The organism is Microbacterium sp. Y-01 (genome assembly GCF_003856715.1).
Taxonomy (GTDB): domain Bacteria; phylum Actinomycetota; class Actinomycetes; order Actinomycetales; family Microbacteriaceae; genus Microbacterium; species Microbacterium algeriense.
On sequence record NZ_CP024170.1, the window covers coordinates 2,332,653 to 2,348,919 of the forward strand.

Genomic DNA, 16,267 nt, shown 5'->3' on the forward strand with positions numbered 1-16,267 from the left:
CAACCTGGGATTCGGAGTCAGGTGGAATGCGCCGCAACGCGCGCAGGGATGGACGCCAACGACAGTCCGATCTCGGTGCTGGTCGAGCATCCTGACGCGCACCGCAAGCAGCGCACGCCCGGCTGAATTGAGGGACGGAGGGGTCTTTGCGCAGGTGGAAACCGCGGCTCCATGTCATAAAAACAGGAACAACCGCGGGTAACAGCGGTACTTTGTCGTGGCATCTATCGAGCACACGGCATCACGTGCCCCAAGTCGTGATCTCGCGACTCTGGCCGGTTTCCCGCTGGCCTCGTGCGAGCGATCTAGTGGCACCGATCGTAGCCGTCGCGCCAGCATATTGTCGGCGCCGCGGATCGGGCTCTCGGCTCGCGGATCACGCCGCGCTATCGAGCGAGACGTGAGCGCACGTAAGCTACCTGGACTGCGGTGAGCGGATCCCACGAGCTTCCACGATCATGTTCCGGGAGACCTTCAAGCAGCGCCCGACGGACTGCCTTGCCGCCATCGACGCGTCCGAGCTCGGCTGTCAAGAGCGCAACCGTCATCACGCCATCGACCGCGCTAACCGGCACCGAATCGGCGGGCGACTCACGGAGCCGGGAGCCATCTGCTCCCCGTGAAGCAACGCGATTCCAGATCACGTGCGTCATCAGCAGATCCAACGCGGCGGTCTCGAGCGTCAGTGCAGCTTCACGGGTATCGCACTCAGCCCACCTAATCTCAACGTCAAGCCACCGGATTGCATCCTGCGCCCGCACCGACGCCCGAGCGGGTGTGCCAGCACAGACGCTGTCGAGGTCGTCCTCGATGAACGAAGCGTTCGCAAGCGCGCGGTCAAGCGCAGCCTCACCAAAGCCACTGACTGCACCCTTGCCGCGACGGTACATCGAAAGTCGACCTCTGATCCCCTGGCCCCGCCGCTCACCGGCCATATCGATGTAGACGATGGTCCCCTCCCGCAAACGCATCTGATAAGCACCGGGAACGAGCGGCGCGCGTGGCGCGGCGACCGCGAACGGCTGCCACTCCGACCACTCCGCAAGCGCGTCAACCGCAGCGTACGCATCTTCCCGGCCCATCGTCACGCCACCATCTTGGCGCACGAAGCAGCCAGTCCGAGAACGCCCCGCTAGGCGCTCTCCGCACGGTCGACGGTCTAACTTCATCACGCCCGTGCAAGGGCCTCGGACGGGCAGTGCCCGGTTAGGGATCGTCAAGATCGTAACTCTCGACCTCTGAAAGTCCGGAAGCGTTGGCTCCGGCTTCGCCCAACTCAGCGGAGCGCTGCGGGCGACGGATCGTCAGGTCGTGGCGAGTCAAGCGTCAGGATCTCACCGAGCAGCATGTAGGTGTTCAGGAACAGGAACTCGGCCTCGCGACCGTCGATCGATTCTGCGTCGTGCACGCCAGCAGATACACGATCATAGAGGTGATTGAGTCCGTTGCCGAGGCGAGCGGCTCGCCCTCCAGTGACGCCGCGCGAATGGATGTATGCGTTCAGGCGGTTCTTCACCTTGTCGGCGGTGACCAGTAGCTCGCGACCACCGACGTCATACGGGTCGGCGCGTGGCGGAAACAGGTGGTTCGCGACCGAGTCGATCAATTGTCGACATGTAGTCATTGCTTGGCTGACCGCGGCTGGGTCATCGCTTCCGAGGCGCTCGGTCACACTGTCGACCATCCGTAGACTCTGACCTGCGGTCGTCGCTAGTCGACCATCAACCAGTTCCCGTGCGCGGTCGAACACGGTCGCCTGCGCCGCGCTGAACTTGACCTCGTCGTAGGTCTCAGCGGCGAACTGATAGGTGATCGCATCGACCGCGCTAAGCACTTTGTCGAGTTGTGCGATGTAGCCGCTCAACTCATTGATCTGTCGGGCGCGTCCATTCATGGCCCCAAGAACGCCGTCACCCGACAGGCTCACAGTTGCCGCGTGACCAGCGAGCGCACTCTTGAAAGCGTCCCGCGTCGACTCAATGCTTGCTGAGGAACCCCAGTAGCCCTTCCCGTTTTCCTTGTCCGAGTATCGGCGGGTCTTAACCATCCATGCACGACCATCGACGGTGCTTGGAACACCGCTGAGCTCGAAGGAAAGCCATTCTTGCGCGTCCGAGTTTCGCGTGAGGCGAGCCAGGCGAGCCGCCTTCAACACGTGCTTGGATGTCGAAGTGCTGGACAGCTCGATGTCCGTAATCAGTTCCTCGGCTAACTCCAGTACCTCGTCGTGGCGGCTCACACACCGACAATAGCGCGGGCCCACGACACCTCAGGCCCCGACTTTTCTCCGCCTGGGGACTCGTAAGACCGGGATGGTGGCCCGCCCATGGTGCACTGCTCGCAACGGATCCGCATCGGCCGCCCGCCGAGCTTCCTGCACTGGGCAATGCCCGCAAAGAGATCCTCCAACGGGCTGATTGAGGTCGCAGCATAGCCAGCTAAGCTGCGACCGGTGGCGAGGCGCTTTCTGGTCGAGCACTGCGCCCCCGCCGATCGTGATTCTCGCCAGGTGACCTGGTGCGGATCCACGCACGCTCCCCCGATAGACATAGGCGAGCACCGCTGTTGGGGCTCCGTGAGTGCTCGACCCAGATCCGAACGTCGGAGAGCGCGAACTTCAGATGCTTGCCGAAGCAGTACGCGCGCGGACCGAGGCCGCGGGTGCGGCAGTCGTAGACGGTGGAGACGGGCACGCCCAGGTAGGCGGCGAGCTCGCCGATGTCGAGCAGCGGTTCGAGGCCCCAGGGTTGCCTGCTGGGCTGTGTTCGGTGTCCATATCGAACAGGTGCGTCGTGCTTCCGCCCGCGAACCGCGAGCAACCGGCACGGTCGCTCCCCTGCCAGAGCGCGGCGACCTGAGAGGGCCGGGAGGGCGTCAAAGTGATGGGTTTTCGATGACCGGATCACATCCACCTACAGAAAAAGTCCCGGAAACCCTTGAGTTTCCGGGACTTCTCTCGGTCGGGCTGACAGGATTTGAACCTGCGACCCCTTGACCCCCAGGCGTCCAGACGGCTCCCGCGAGACCGATTTGCGCATGATTCCGGGCGTCAGATCATGCACATCACGTCATGAGATGCATGGTTTGCATGATTCTGGTCCCCTTCTGGTCCCCTTGAATGAGGGCTCCGGACAGCTCCGCCTTGGAGTCAGCACACAGTCTCTGCCAGGAGACACCTACGCTCGGGCGCGCCTCGACCTTCACTGCGGTTCGCATGACGAGTTCCGCTCGCGTAATTTGCCACCGACATTGAGCAGGGACGAACGAGAGGTCCGCCCATCGAAGGCGTGCTGAATCCAGGTCCGAAGGGAACTCTGGCTCGCGGGTGGGACGTAATAGTTGGCGTACCCCGTCTCGTTCTTCGGCGCAAGGTTGGCGGACAGTCGCGCGGGGAGGCTGGGGCTGGACCCGGCGACGGACGGCAGCTGAACTGCTAGCAGGCCGTTCGGAGTAGGGTCGGAGCGGAGGCTCGTGTATATTTCCCAGTCCACAAACTTTCGGGCCCAGGTGCATTCACCAATCGCTACGAGCGTCACGGTCGAGTCTCGCAGGTATTTGGTCTTAATCGTCTGACGAATGTACGCGACGTTCGTCGAATCTATGATGTCGGAGCCATCTTCTTCCATGCCGATAGCGCGCGGTATGAAGACATCCGTATTCTCCTCAATAAACTGAAGGACCTCCACCGCGTCTACCGCGTGGTAGCTGACAAACACTTTGTGGCGACCAGGAGACGAGGCGGTTTTCCGATCTCCCTCCGCAACACTCTGGTACTGCCGTGTTATTGCAGCCAGTTCCCGCAGGGCGCTCTGAGTGCGCGAGCTGTACGTGACCATAGTTTCTCCTAACGCGCCTGTTCTATCACTGCTCTGAGTCGTTCGATCACGTCCTGTGGGTCGCCATACCTAGCTAAGAAGCCCAGCTGGTACTTCGTGGATCGGACCTGATCGGCGTTGCCATGCCGAGCCGCCTCTGCGTACTGCTCCGCAGCCTCATCAACCGGATCACTGTTCTCAAGACACTCATGCAGCGTGAGTTCAGCACGTGTTGCGAGCGCCCAATAGTTGGTGGGCTCGTCCGCGATCGCAAGCCTGTTGAGGAAACGGGAAACGGTCAGGACCTCGTTGAACTCCTCACGGAAGGGGTCGTCCCTTTCCCGTCCGCTGAGGCGGAGTGCCATAAGCAAGTTGACTCCGGTGTAGTAACTGGGATCGCTTTCGAATCCTGCACGATACTTCTCTGCCATCTCACGGAAAAGGTTGGCCGCGACGGCTGGATCTCCGCTGTCGAGCCGATTCTCCAGCTCTCGTTTGATCAGCCCTCCCCAGCTGCCGTATGTTTCGGAGTCCGCGTAGCCTGCGCTCTCGGCATCTTCAAGGTACTGACGAGCCGTCCGCCAGAGGTCCTGCCGGACAATAGGGTCCTGCGCATCCTCCCCTAGACGCCGATAGACCATAACGCTCTCTTGAAGCCAGATCCGATGCAGCGGATCATCAAGGTTTGGTTGAGCGACTTCTAGAAGTGCTCGCGCATCCTCGTAGGCTTCCTCCGCGTGCAGGCCGATAGCGAGTTCAATCCGAAGGCTACGTCGCAGCGGTTCGTGAACGTCGGCCGTAGAGCCTACCCAGCGGGCAGCGGCGTTCATCTCGTCGGCGTCAGATGACTTGACCGCCACACTGACCCGGTTGCGCGCCTCGTTCTCAGCGGTAAGCGCGTCGGTGACCTCTGACAACTGGGAGTAGGGCCTCTTCACTGTAGCCAAGTCAAACCAGCTATGCGCCGGGCTATCGACTTCAACCTCACTCGTTACTCGTTCGACGACAGGCCGCAACGCTCGTATCGCTTCCTCGGCTTGCGTATCCGAGACTGCCTGGCCCCGGGTGAACGAATGAATCCGAATCATGTTGATATCGAAGGGTGGCGCGTGGCGCGCATGCCCCTCAATGTGCGGATTAATAAGAACTGTGGCTCGGTCTGCGAATATGTGTCTGACACCGAGTTCGTATGCAACATTAAAGTTCGTTGTCGTGAGGTCGACTAAAGCGAGATCGGAGTTAGCTAAGGCCGCCAGCATTCCCGAGTGTATGATGCCGCTGTCTGTCTCCAGGTCTGCCCTGTTCCAGCTAATATCAGCGTCTTCAAGTAATGGACGATAGATCTTGTGGAAGGCTGGATCGCAGTCCACCTTCTTACCGGTTCGAACATCCTTTTTCACTCCGTAAGGCATGACGATGAACGCCGAGACCTGATCATGAATAGGGGCTAGGTCGAGTGAAAAGTGACCCCTCTCCTCGGCCTGGAGGACCAGATTGTCGGTGACTGTTGGGACCCCCGGGTCGGGCGCCGGACGGATGGTGATGACCCAGACGCGTTCGTCCGTTCCTTCGACCAGTGCGCGCGCGTCGTCGAGCATCGTGAGGTTGTGTTCATTGAACGCCTCCACGGTCTCTTCGACGGGGCGATCTCCTTCAACTAGGTCGACAGCCGTGTTACTGACTACTCGGTCGAAATGTGTGAGCCAGCGTTCACCTCTTGGTTCGACGCTGGTTCTCCTAAAGTCTTCTTTCGCGAAGGGTAGGACGATCCGCAGCGGAATACCTTCCGAGAGCGCGGCACGGGCAAAGAGAATATCCGAGCCGGACGCGAGTGCTCCAACCATGCGACTTGGCTGAAGTGATTGTAGGAGTCCTTTGAGTCGAATCAGGAGGTCGTTCTCGGAGGTCTCCGGCAACCGAGGTGATGCTCGCCCGGCTTCATCGGCTTGCACTCCGGCGTACAGGATGATCACTTAACCACCTCGAATAGTGAGCGCTTAGCTATGCGCAGTCCAGGAGCCATCGATTCGATTTCATCGCCCACAGGTGGTGGGCGTATTCATGGGCATTCTCGTGCCGCGGGAGGTGGCGGCGATCGCTCGCTCGATGGCATCGTCAAACTGATTGACATCGGCTGGCTTGTTCCAGTCGAGAATCTCCGCGCCGTACTCCGTCAATCCTTCGGGGACTGGGGCGTCGGGATCGATGCGGATACCAATGATGCCCTTTCCCTGTTCCTTGCTCCACTGGATCTCTTTCTCGACCCAGTCACTTTGAGAGGTCTCCTTCCCGATGAGCACGATCGTCGCCGATGACCCTTTGATCCGTTCCTTGATCTTTCGACTGATGTAGTCTGCGTCCTGGCTCTTCACGGGATCGAGCAGGTGCCGCCCCGTGAAGTCAACGTTGACGTTTTTGTTGTATGTCATCAGGTTCAAGCCACGGGCTTTCATCTGATCGGCATGCTGGTAACTGATAAAGACTCGACGTGTCATGAGCCCTCCTCGGCCGGAGCGAGCGTTGCCATCTGCTTGCACAACGGACACTTCTTCAGCAGCGCGCCGCTCTTAATGACATATCCGCACTCTCGGCATCGCCACTTGCGGTTCTTGGAGCTGTTGGGCACCTTCGAAAGCTCAGCGTCCGTCTGGTAGTAGTCGGGAGCGTCCGCCCAGCTAAATCCGTCCTCCCGCCCCCACGAGGGATATGCGTAGCCCGATCGAGCACGTGCGAACGTCTCGACGCGCGCGACTTCGCCGAGGTAATCGGCCGTGCGGTCGGGGCGGTCGTCGCAGATGCTGCGAAGCGCTGCCACCGTCTCAACGTCGATCGGCTTCATCGTGCGGAACTGCGTGGAACAGATGGCTGCGAGTGGCTCATCCAGATCGCTCGCAAGGATGGGGTCGATGAAGTGCATCTTGTCGGCAGCGAGGGCATAGTCACGGTTCACCGCTCCCTGGGTACCTTCCGTGTACCAGCCAACGTGGTAGTACCCGGAGATCACCCTCCCCTGGTGCGGTTTGCGTGTCGTGAGGAAGAAAATGGTGGCCGCGCCATCGAGAACGATCCGGTTTCGCATGGACGGCTCGCAGGTGGAGAACAGGCCGTATGTTCCGGTCTCGATGTTTGGGTCGCTCTTGTTGTCCGCAGGCCGGGTGATCTCGCGGACTGGCCATCGCGCGAGGGGCTCGGAGAAGTAGACGGACAGGTAGCCGCGGCCAGCATCGGGGAGCTCGCGCCACGGGTCGCCAAGGCGACGCGCCGCTGCGCCTCCCTCGTGATCCCGGTTCTGTCGCATAGCTTAATGCTAGGGGTGACCTCTGACACATCCCGGGAGCCACGCTGGGTGGAGCGAAGGAGCTGGTGATGGCCAAGACTGATCTCACCATCCGCCGCGGTGCGGTCATCGTGTTCGAGGGCCTCGACCAGACCGGCAAGTCGACACAGTTGAACCGCCTCCGAGGCTCGGTCGACGCGGAGTCCACAGTGTTCGCTCACATGCCAACCGGCTTCACTAAGTTCACCGAACGGGTGTACAGAGCACTGGAGGGCGAGGTCCCTGACGAGAAGCCCAAGTCGGGCCTCGCCCAGCAACTAGCGCACCTCGCGTGCCACGCGGAGTCGGTGCCTGATCTCAAGCGAGCTGCGGAGACGCGATCTCTGATTCTGGATCGTTGGTGGTGGTCCACCCTCGCTTACGGCTGGTACGGCGGATCAGTGAAGCAGTCAGGATTCCCTGAGTCGAGCTTCAAGGAACTCATCGACACAATCTGGTCGCCAATCACGCCGTCTATCGTGTTCGTTTTCCTCGAACCCCACCACCTCGACCCAAACAACGCTCCGGGTGTGCAGGACGGCTATCGAGCGCTCTTGAAGGAACATGCCGAGTCCGCGGTTGTTGTCCCGATAGCGAACGAAGAAGAGACACACTCGTTCGTGACTGAGACGCTTCTGGATCGCGGACTTGCTGCCCGAGTCGAGAATCGATGAGCCACGGTGGCTGTCTATCGAAATGTGGAGCAGGCGTTCTTAGCCGAGTTGCATGCCGTTGTTGACTTTGGAGACCCTGTTGAGGTCCGCGGAGAGCGGACCCGGGAGTTGCGGGCGCGACTTATCGAGGTGTCTGATATTCGGTCTCGCTACGTTGTGCTCCCCCACCGAAACAACAACGTTTTTGCCTCGATAGCGGAGAGTATGTGGGTGATCGCGGGCCGAAACGACTTGAGCTTCCTCAGCGCTTATCTAGAGCGCGCGGTCGACTTCTCGGACGACGGCCTTACATGGCGCGCTGGGTACGGTCCGCGGCTCCGAAATTGGAACGGCGTGGATCAACTTGCGGAGATCGTGAAGATTCTCCGGGAAGAACCACTCTCACGCCGTGCCGTCGCCAGCATCTACGATCCGGATCGCGACTTCGTCGAGAGTCGAGATATCCCTTGCAACAACTGGCTTCACTTCCTCATGAGGGATGGGCGTCTCAACCTCCACGTTGCCGCCCGCAGCACCGACATATGGTGGGGATTCTCCGGCATCAACGCCTTCGAGTGGACATTACTGCTTGAAGTGATGGCGCGGTGGCTCCGATGCGCGCCTGGGCGACTGGTTTTCTTTAGCTCTTCCCTACATCTCTACGAGCGCCACTTCGACAGGGCTTCGCGTCTCTTAGCCAGTCAACCGAACCGGGCGACGTCCGGCGAGGCGGAGCAGCCGCGGTTTGATACAGACTGGGAGGACGCGCCCGCCGTGTGGGACGAGTGGATGCGTCTGGAGGTCGGCATCCGCTCTGGCCAAGACCTCTCGACGCTCGACTGCAACCTCACCGACCCGCTCCTGCTCGCCTACATTCGAATGATTGATCTATATTGGTCCGCGCAAAGGGGAGTCGAATCCGGGGTCCGAGACGAGAAGCTAGCCGCACTTGGGGACGGCAGACTTGCTGCCGCCGCGCGCGAGTATCTTGAACGGCCTCAACAGTTGCAGCACTGAGCCCGACGGCCTAAATTACTGACGCGAGCGTGCTCGAACGGCCCGACACCCGCTGGTTGATGCCCCACTTTGGCGGAAAGAATGGCGTTGCCGGAGGGCCTTGAGGTGCGAACTGCTGCTTGATTCTGTTACGGCTTCCGACTCCGCGCACATTGGGGTGCATCACTCGCGCGTACTTGTCGGTTTCGCAAAACAGATTCTGGCAGTCGATGAGTGTCAAAGCCCTGCCGAACAGGTCGTCAAACTCAATGCCTTGCTCTTCGAACTGTGCCTCTTGCGTGTCGACCATCCAGCGGATGATGTCTTCCGGAGAAACGCCATTGAGCTGCGGAAAGCACTTCGCGATTCCACTGCGTGCGCCCGGCCCAGGCACGACATAGTCGTTCTCATCAAAGTCGATCACCGAGGTGTAGTTGAGGTCGATCGCCAGCTGATAAGAGAGGAAGGGACCGAGTGAAGGAAAAGCCGAGATTGTCTCAAAGACCTCGCGAAGAGACTTAGCATGCTCGATTTGCGCGGCTACCCCGGAACCCATCATGTGCTCGGTTAACAACAGATGGTTGCGGTGCTTCCGAACCGCGCCGAACGGCGGTGGTGGAACGATGTACGCCGCAGAGTAAACTCTTTCGCCGCTAGCAATCTTTGCGTCTAGAACCTTGCTGTAGGCATTGACATCAAATGTCGATGTTGTGATCTGGCCGAATCTAGATTCCAGCGCGTCCCATGTCGATGGCTTGTTGAAGAAGCGAAATAGCAGAACGCGCAAGACGAGGTTTTCGGGGTCCTGAGGACCCTCATAGGCGATACGTATCAGATCTTGTGACACGCGGTCGGCGGCGCGGTAGGCGTTAGTGAAGCGATACTTCGAGAGGACTGCGTCATCGGTCCACGGACCAGGTTCGCCACGTAACCTCGCGTGATACACGTGCTGCCGTTCAGCCGCGAAGTGCCAGTAGGACGAAAGCACCTCTGAAACGCCGACATCACGTCGACCAACTCTCGCGCGCCGCATCAGGTCCTCCTGTCGGTGCTTACCTCCAGCTCCCACCTGTGTCTAGGTTGTCACGAGGAGGCCGGTCATGCCCGGAGACGCGCCAGCGTCGCTCGTGGTTCAGGCATGCGTTCTTCGCGCGTGAGTGGTTCGACGCCATGAGTAGGAGGCTAACGGGTCCGATCCAGAGGAACTTGAAGGCGTTCCAGACGAACAGCAGGACCAGCAGGTACAGCCAGCCGGGGCCGCCGTCGTTGATGATCGTGGTGCAGATCGCGGCTGCGTAGAAGTAGACCCCGGCCAGCAGCATCGCGGGGATGCCCCACTTCAGGCCGCGGCGGGTACGGATGGCGTTGAGCAGCAGGTTGGTGGGTGCGTAGCGGAGTACGCCATAGCCTCGTGCGCTGAGTGCCACGGATGTGCGGAGCATTACGGGCCTCCTTCCTCGTCATAGCGCGACGGATGTCCGTCGTGAAGGCGGCTATGAACCGAGTGCCCGCGAGGGGCCGTCCCGAAGGACCCGCGTAGTTTGCTGAACCTGCCTCGCTCCCGAGTCTACGACTGACTCGGGACAGAGGGAACCCCAGCGGCAGATGGGCGTGTACCTCGTCGGTGACCTTGGAGCGAGAGGACACCGATCATGGCGACGTTGGCGGAGCAGGTGCCGGGCGAGCGGATGGCGCGGATCGCGTTGTCGATGATCGCCGAACCGAACGACCCGACCACCGGGTACGCCCTCGCCCGTCACAGCGGGGTCGAGACGCTGCGGCTGATCGAGTCCGACGACGAGGTGCCCGGCCTGGCGCGCGCCGACGTACTGATGTGGCGCGAACGACTGACGGCGCGTGTCATGCCCGGCCTGCTGGATCAGGTAGCGCAGGCGGAGCGTCACGGGTTCGGCACGCTCATCCCGGCCGACAAGGAATGGCCCGCCAGCCTGAACGACCTGGGCGAGCGTGCCCCCTACCTGCTGTGGACGCACGGCGCGGCCTCGTTCCTCACAACTGCGCTGAGCGATCGAGCCACGATCACGGGCGCTCGCGCCGCAACCTCCTATGGCGAGCAGGTCGCGGGCGAGCTGGCGACGGGTCTGGCCGATGAGGAACGGGTCGTCGTCTCCGGCGGCGCCTACGGGATCGAAGGTGCCGCGCATAGGAGCGTGCTCGCCGCGAGCGGTCAGACGATCGCCGTCCTGGCCGGCGGGTTGGACCGCCCCTACCCGGCCGGGCACAGCGAGCTGCTGAGTCGCATTGGGGATGTCGGTCTGTTGGTGAGCGAGCTGCCGCCGGGAGCCGCACCGACCAGGCATAGGTTCCTTGCTCGCAACCGTCTGCTGGCGGCGCTCTCGGGCGCGACCGTGATCCCCGAGGCCAGTCCTCGGTCCGGGTCGATGACCACTGTCATCGCCGCACGCGAACTCGGCCGGGGCGTCGGCGCGGTGCCCGGCCCGGTGACCAGCGTCACGAGCGCGGGACCGAACGAACTCATCAAGCAAGGCTTCGCCTCCACCGTCACCCAGCCCAGTGACGTGATCGAGCTGCTCGACGCCGACAGAACCCCGGACCGGACTGTGACGCGGCCCGAGGCCGGACGCGAGTTCGGGCACCGACACCCATCACAGGGGACGCCCGGACGCTCTCTCTGACTGCCAGTCTCGCGGCGGCCGTCGTTCACAAGCTCGGAGCGGGGCGAGCCGCGGCGCTCTGCCGCGCGGGCTCGGTCGTCGTGGGCTCGATGGTGGCGGCTTGGGCGCGGTTGAGGGCGGCGCGGGCGCGGATGGCGTCCATCTTCTGGCTGGTGCTCTCCGGCGTCGGGCCGAGCGGGGTCCGGTCGTCGGTGATGCCGTAGCGGTCGCGGTAGGCGGCGATCGTGCGGGCAGCGCGCCACCACGCCGCCTTCTGCTTCTTGTCCGTCGGCGCCCGTCCGAGGCTTGCCGTCCATGGCTCCTTCACGGTGAGCGCGGTACGGAGGATAGCGTGGGCGCGAGCCTCGATCAGCTCGCGGCGCTCGTCCAGGGCGTGCCGCATGTCCTCGGCCATCTGCCCGCCGGCGTGCGGGATCAGTCCGACGATCAACCGCGGGGACTTACGGGTGCGGCCTGAGCCGGCGGGGTGGGCGGTGGCGCGCGCGACGCGGGCATGCAGGACGGAGGCGATGTCGTCGGCATCGTCCAGGCGCCGCGCGGCGATCAGACGCGGGAGCAGCACGTCGAGGTCGTGGTGGTTGGCTTCGGCGTGACGCAGCTCGGCCGACAGCGCGCCGTAGGCGTCGGAGCCGAGCACGTCTTCGGTCTGTTCGGCGGTGAGCCCGGAGGCTTGCAGGAGGGTGACCCAGCGGTCGTGCTGGGCTGCTTGCGTGATGGTGTCGTACTCGGCCGCGAGTTGGGCGATCGAGCCCCAGCGGTCTTGCTCGGCGGCGATCGTCTCGTGCGCGGACAACTCGGCGCCGGTGTGCTGCAGCACACCGTAGAGGATCGAGCGGGCGGTGACGTTCGGGTTGTCGCCGGGATGCGGCACCCCGTGTTCGGCATCTTCCCGGTCGACGGCGACATAGGCATGGTTGCTGTGGGCGCCGCGGGTCATGGAGACGTAGCAGTTCTCCCGTGTGGTGGTGGCGGTGACGACCGCGTGCGCGGTGTCGGTAGTCACCCCCTGAGCGCGGTGGGCGGTGATCGCGTAGCCGAGCTCCAGGTGCTCGGCCACGTAGTCGGCCGGCAGGACGATCCCGCCGCCGAACCTGCGCCCGGCCGGGCGAATGCTGACCGACCCATCCTCGCGAACCCCGGTGACGGTCCAGCGGGAGCCGTTGCGGACCCACGTTCGACCATTGCGGAGCCGCCGGTCGTTCTCGCGGGTGATGACCAGATCGCCCTCCGAGACCGCGGTGCCGTCGCGCAGGGCGAGTTCGCGGGTGGGGTTCACGGTGCCGTCGATGATCCGATCCGCCCGCGCTCTGGTGTTCAGCTCGGTGACGGTCGCGTGGGTCTCGGTGACCAGGATCGACGCGCGCCCGGCGGCAAGATCGGCCCGCCACGCGGTGTAGGCGGCGTCGATCATCGCTTCCTCATCGCCCCCGGTGATCCGGCCGTGCTCGATCAGGGTGTCGATCGCTTCGGCGCGGCCGTGGCGGAGCTGGAGCGAGGTGGTCTTCTCCCACTCGTTGGTGAAGCGGTGCAGATCGGTCAGCTCGGGAGCGTCGTCGCGGGCGTGCACGAGCATGGCGAAACTGCCGCCGGCGCCAGGTGATTGGAGCTGGCCCCAGTCGCCGACCAGGAGGACTTTCGCGCCGGCCTTCTCGGCTTCACGGGTGAGCCGATCCAGCGACATCGTGCCGGCCAGGCTCGCCTCGTCGATGATGACGAGCTGCCCGGCCGTGAACGTGGCCCCGTACATGAGATGGTTCTGCCACCACTTCGCCGTGTTCTCCGTGGCGATGCCGAGGTCATCGGCGAGGACCTGCGCGGCGACCGCCGAGGGAGCCAGCCCGACCACCGAGCCGGTGCCGTGCTCCTTCTCCCATGCCCGCCGGAGCCCGTTCATCGCCGTCGTCTTCCCGGCCCCGGCCGGGCCGACCAGCACGTCCACGACCCGCCCGGAGACCGCGACCGCGGCAAGAGCGGTGGCCTGATCCTCGCCGAGCACCCGGCCGCGGGCGTCGGGCTTGCGGGCGATCTGCTCGACCGTCTCCAACGGCACCACCGGCCCGGTCGTTGTGGCGGCGCGGGCCAGGAGCCGGTCTTCGGCGGCAAGCAGGACTTCGGATGAGAACAGGGTCGAGGCGTGCGGGCGGAACCGGGAGGTGCCGTCCACGCGGCGGAACTGCAACGGGCTGGACGCCAGCTCCGGCGGCGTCAGCCGCAGCGAAGCATGCTCGGCGGCATCGACCACGAGCCCGGTGATCGCCTCCCGGTCCTGGATACTGGCGAACCGCCACCCCATCAACTGCCGGGATGCTTCGGCATGCAGGTTCCAGCGGGTCCAGGTCGAACGCTTCTCACCGACCGTCTCCATCACAGTCTGCCCGACCTCGCGCGCCACATCCAGCGGCACATCATCGGCGCGCAGCACCCGCCGCGGCACCTGCGCGCTGGTCGTGGTGAGCGTGCGCGCCCAGCCGTTAGCATCCCGGCGTAGCACCCGGCTGGCGCGCTGCCGCCACTCGCGGGTGAGGTCGGCCAGCGCCCGGACCTGCTTCTCCGGCCTCGTGGCGAGCGTCGCCTGCGCCCGGAGTTTCAGCACCGTCCGCGCCGAAGGCTGCCTGCCGTGCTTGGCGACGTACTCCGCGATGAGGCGGTCTTTCTCGGCCTCGATGTGCCGGGAGCGGGTGGAGAACTCGGTCACCAAATCGTCGGGCACGCCCTCGATTTCCCATGCCGGGTTCCGGTCGCGGCCTCGCTCGCGCGCCTCCCACTCCACGCCAAGGACGCGGGTGAGCTGGTCGGCCAGAGCGGCGTTGTAGAGCTCGGAGACGGCGACGACCACCGCGTGCATGGGCCGGCCGGCGAGGGTGCGCCAGCGGCCGTCCTGCACGGTCAAGACCTTGTTGCTGATGACGACGTGCGTGTGCAACTGCGGATCGCCGGAGCGGCTGTCGTAGTGATCGAACGCCGCCGCCACAACTCCGGCGACATCGACGTGCGCAACCGCGCCGTCCGGGCCGGTTGCACCGACACGAGTAGTTGCAACCTCGCGTTCGAGGAACGCAACCAGCTTTGCAACGGCCGCGTGATGGGCGTCCGCGATCAGAGCTTGAGTGCCGGCGTCCGCAACCGCCCAGATCGTGGAGACCGACTTCGGCACACTGAACGTGAAGTCATAGCCCGCGACCGCGCGGCGGGTGCCGCGCTCGGCTTCCTCCGCCTCGATCGCGGCCACCTCGCGCGCCCGAGCGGCCGGCCCAAGCTCGGGGTCGAGGGCGTCCACGCGCTGCTTGACACGCTCAGCGGTCGATGCGAACTGCTGATAGGCACGGCCCAGCGGATCGCCCGTGATCGGGTCATGGCCCATCCCGATCAACAGCGCGAGCTGAGCTTCCGATACCTGCGCCCCCTCGACCAGCTCGCCATGCCCGAGACGACCCAGCCCCGAGCCCATCCAGAAGCCCGGCGGCGTCCCCGCCTCCGCGTAGTAGCGGGTCAGCGGCGTGCTCAGGCTCCGGTCGCCGTCGCCGGCGGCAACGGACTTCAACAGGTACTTGTACCCGTCGCCCGCGCTCATCACCCGCATCGAAACCGTCACGACAGCGAGGTAGGCGATGGCGCACTAGAAGGACCCTGCGGGAGATGGATGGGAGACTTGAGCGGTGAATCTTGACGAGTTGCTCCAGGTGATGGATCGCGCTGCAGCCAACCTCGCCAAGCTCGAAGCGGTCTGGGAGCGAGCCCAGCCGATGCTTCCCTCCGGCCCAAGTCGTGGATCAAGCCGAGAGTATGAGGACCTACGGAGAGCATGGAGCGCGTTGCTGTCCGGGCTGCCGCCAATCGACGGATGGACGGTGACCGAAGAACTCCCCGACGCGGATGCTGCCGGTCAGGCGTTCATCGACTACGCCGACATCGGGGAACCGCCCTTTGCGCTCATGAACCAGTTGGAGGAACCAGGCAACCAGCTTGATGAGTACCGATTCCGGCTGGCGCGGGCCCGGCGTCGAGCGATTCACGAGCGGCTGGACGACCTCACCTCGACCATCAACGAGACCCTTCCACGGATAGTGGAATCGGTCCCGCGCGATTCAACCGATCGACTTGACGGCCCTACGACGGCGACAATCGAGGACGCGATCAGCGAGATCGAACGACTGCTCGGAGACACCACCGAGCGCGGCGGACGGTGGACCGACCTTCACCGTCACATGCACTTCGGGCAGGGTCACGACTGGCATGACATCGTTGAGATGGATTGGCCTTCGGTTCGTGCGGACATCGAGGCAGCGAGTCTGGCGGAGTCGGACCCGCTCCCGGTCCCCGCCATTGACGTCGGTGTGGCCGCCTCTGCAAGACCAGCCGGAGCGGCCAGTACCGGCTTGTCGTGGTCCGCTCTCGATGACGACGGATTCGAGCGACTGCTATTCGATCTCTTACGGGCGTTCCCGCGCTATCAGAACGTCGAGTGGCTGATGAAGACCCGCGCGCCAGATCGAGGACGCGACCTCTCAGCGGAGCGCGTCATCCAAGACGACGGCGGAACAACTCGAACCGAACGAGTCATAATCCAGGCCAAGCACTGGACCACCAAGTCTGTCGGCCCCGCCGACATCACGGGCACGCTCGCGGCGCTCTCGCTATGGGAACCGCCGCCTGTTCGTGCGCTCGTCATTGCGACGAGTGGACGATTCACGACGGACGCGGTGGCCGTAGCGGAAAAGCACAACGCCGATGGAAAGCTGCCCTTCATCGAACTCTGGCCAGACAGCCGACTCGAGACGCTGCTATCCCAGCGCCCCGACCTGATAGCGAGCCACGGGCTTCGGCCGTGAG

14 protein-coding genes are annotated in these 16,267 nt (G+C 63.7%); 4 read left to right on the forward strand and 10 right to left on the reverse strand.

Annotation, left to right across the window (positions count from 1 at the left end; all coding sequences use genetic code 11):
- Window positions 1-386: 386 nt before the first annotated feature.
- The 7 genes from CSX12_RS11020 to CSX12_RS11050 all read right to left on the reverse strand — a co-directional run bounded on the left by CSX12_RS11020 (window position 387) and on the right by CSX12_RS11050 (window position 7,113).
- Window positions 387-1,088 carry a hypothetical protein gene (locus CSX12_RS11020; RefSeq protein ID WP_124895794.1) on the reverse strand — a complete coding sequence of 234 codons (702 nt, stop codon included), beginning with the start codon at window positions 1,086-1,088 and terminating at the stop codon, window positions 387-389.
- Window positions 1,089-1,276: 188 nt separating this feature from the next.
- Complete coding sequence (locus CSX12_RS11025) at window positions 1,277-2,239, reverse strand: hypothetical protein (protein WP_124895795.1); 963 nt, start codon at window positions 2,237-2,239, stop codon at window positions 1,277-1,279.
- Between the two features lie 199 nt (window positions 2,240-2,438).
- Entirely contained in the window at window positions 2,439-2,912 is a 474-nt protein-coding gene (locus CSX12_RS18905; RefSeq protein ID WP_346773338.1) for a helix-turn-helix domain-containing protein, read from the reverse strand.
- Window positions 2,913-3,200: 288 nt separating this feature from the next.
- The gene (locus tag CSX12_RS11035; RefSeq protein WP_108717372.1) at window positions 3,201-3,836 is read right to left on the reverse strand and encodes a TIR domain-containing protein; all 636 of its coding nucleotides are present in this window, start codon (window positions 3,834-3,836) and stop codon (window positions 3,201-3,203) included.
- An 8-nt stretch (window positions 3,837-3,844) separates the two neighbouring features.
- Window positions 3,845-5,659 (reverse strand): tetratricopeptide repeat-containing protein, encoded by a 1,815-nt coding sequence (locus CSX12_RS11040; RefSeq protein WP_124895796.1) that lies wholly within the window; start codon window positions 5,657-5,659, stop codon window positions 3,845-3,847.
- A gap of 189 nt (window positions 5,660-5,848) precedes the next feature.
- Window positions 5,849-6,310, reverse strand: a complete 462-nt coding sequence (locus CSX12_RS11045) for a TIR domain-containing protein (protein ID WP_124895797.1) — start codon at window positions 6,308-6,310, stop codon at window positions 5,849-5,851.
- Window positions 6,307-7,113 carry a rubredoxin-like domain-containing protein gene (locus CSX12_RS11050; RefSeq protein WP_124895798.1) on the reverse strand — a complete coding sequence of 269 codons (807 nt, stop codon included), beginning with the start codon at window positions 7,111-7,113 and terminating at the stop codon, window positions 6,307-6,309. Before CSX12_RS11050 ends, CSX12_RS11045 begins: the two co-directional genes overlap by 4 nt.
- A 68-nt stretch (window positions 7,114-7,181) precedes the next feature.
- On the opposite strand from CSX12_RS11050, the gene CSX12_RS11055 reads away from it, so the two are divergent.
- Both CSX12_RS11055 and CSX12_RS11060 read left to right on the forward strand, forming a co-directional pair.
- Entirely contained in the window at window positions 7,182-7,805 is a 624-nt protein-coding gene (locus tag CSX12_RS11055) for a hypothetical protein (RefSeq protein WP_124895799.1), read from the forward strand.
- Between the two features lie 6 nt (window positions 7,806-7,811).
- Complete coding sequence (locus CSX12_RS11060; RefSeq protein WP_124895800.1) at window positions 7,812-8,801, forward strand: thymidylate synthase; 990 nt, start codon at window positions 7,812-7,814, stop codon at window positions 8,799-8,801.
- 10 nt (window positions 8,802-8,811) lie between these two features.
- On the opposite strand, the gene CSX12_RS18490 is transcribed toward CSX12_RS11060, so the two are convergent.
- Window positions 8,812-9,813, reverse strand: coding sequence for a nucleotide kinase domain-containing protein (locus CSX12_RS18490; protein WP_164479567.1), 1,002 nt, complete (start codon window positions 9,811-9,813; stop codon window positions 8,812-8,814).
- A 19-nt stretch (window positions 9,814-9,832) separates the two neighbouring features.
- A complete protein-coding gene (locus CSX12_RS11070) occupies window positions 9,833-10,222 on the reverse strand; it encodes a sulfate permease (protein ID WP_206427071.1) in 390 nt (129 codons plus the stop codon).
- 210 nt (window positions 10,223-10,432) lie between these two features.
- Here CSX12_RS11070 and dprA point away from each other — a divergent pair, with 210 nt between their 5' ends.
- Window positions 10,433-11,437 carry a DNA-processing protein DprA gene (gene dprA, locus CSX12_RS11075; protein ID WP_124895801.1) on the forward strand — a complete coding sequence of 335 codons (1,005 nt, stop codon included), beginning with the start codon at window positions 10,433-10,435 and terminating at the stop codon, window positions 11,435-11,437.
- Between the two features lie 25 nt (window positions 11,438-11,462).
- Here the strand turns inward: dprA and mobF are convergent, their stop codons facing one another.
- The gene (gene mobF / locus CSX12_RS11080; RefSeq protein WP_241160436.1) at window positions 11,463-15,008 is read right to left on the reverse strand and encodes a MobF family relaxase; all 3,546 of its coding nucleotides are present in this window, start codon (window positions 15,006-15,008) and stop codon (window positions 11,463-11,465) included.
- Window positions 15,009-15,093: 85 nt separating this feature from the next.
- On the opposite strand from mobF, the gene CSX12_RS11085 reads away from it, so the two are divergent.
- The gene (locus tag CSX12_RS11085) at window positions 15,094-16,266 is read left to right on the forward strand and encodes a restriction endonuclease (RefSeq protein ID WP_241160437.1); all 1,173 of its coding nucleotides are present in this window, start codon (window positions 15,094-15,096) and stop codon (window positions 16,264-16,266) included.
- The last annotated feature ends 1 nt before the right edge of the window (window position 16,267 follow it).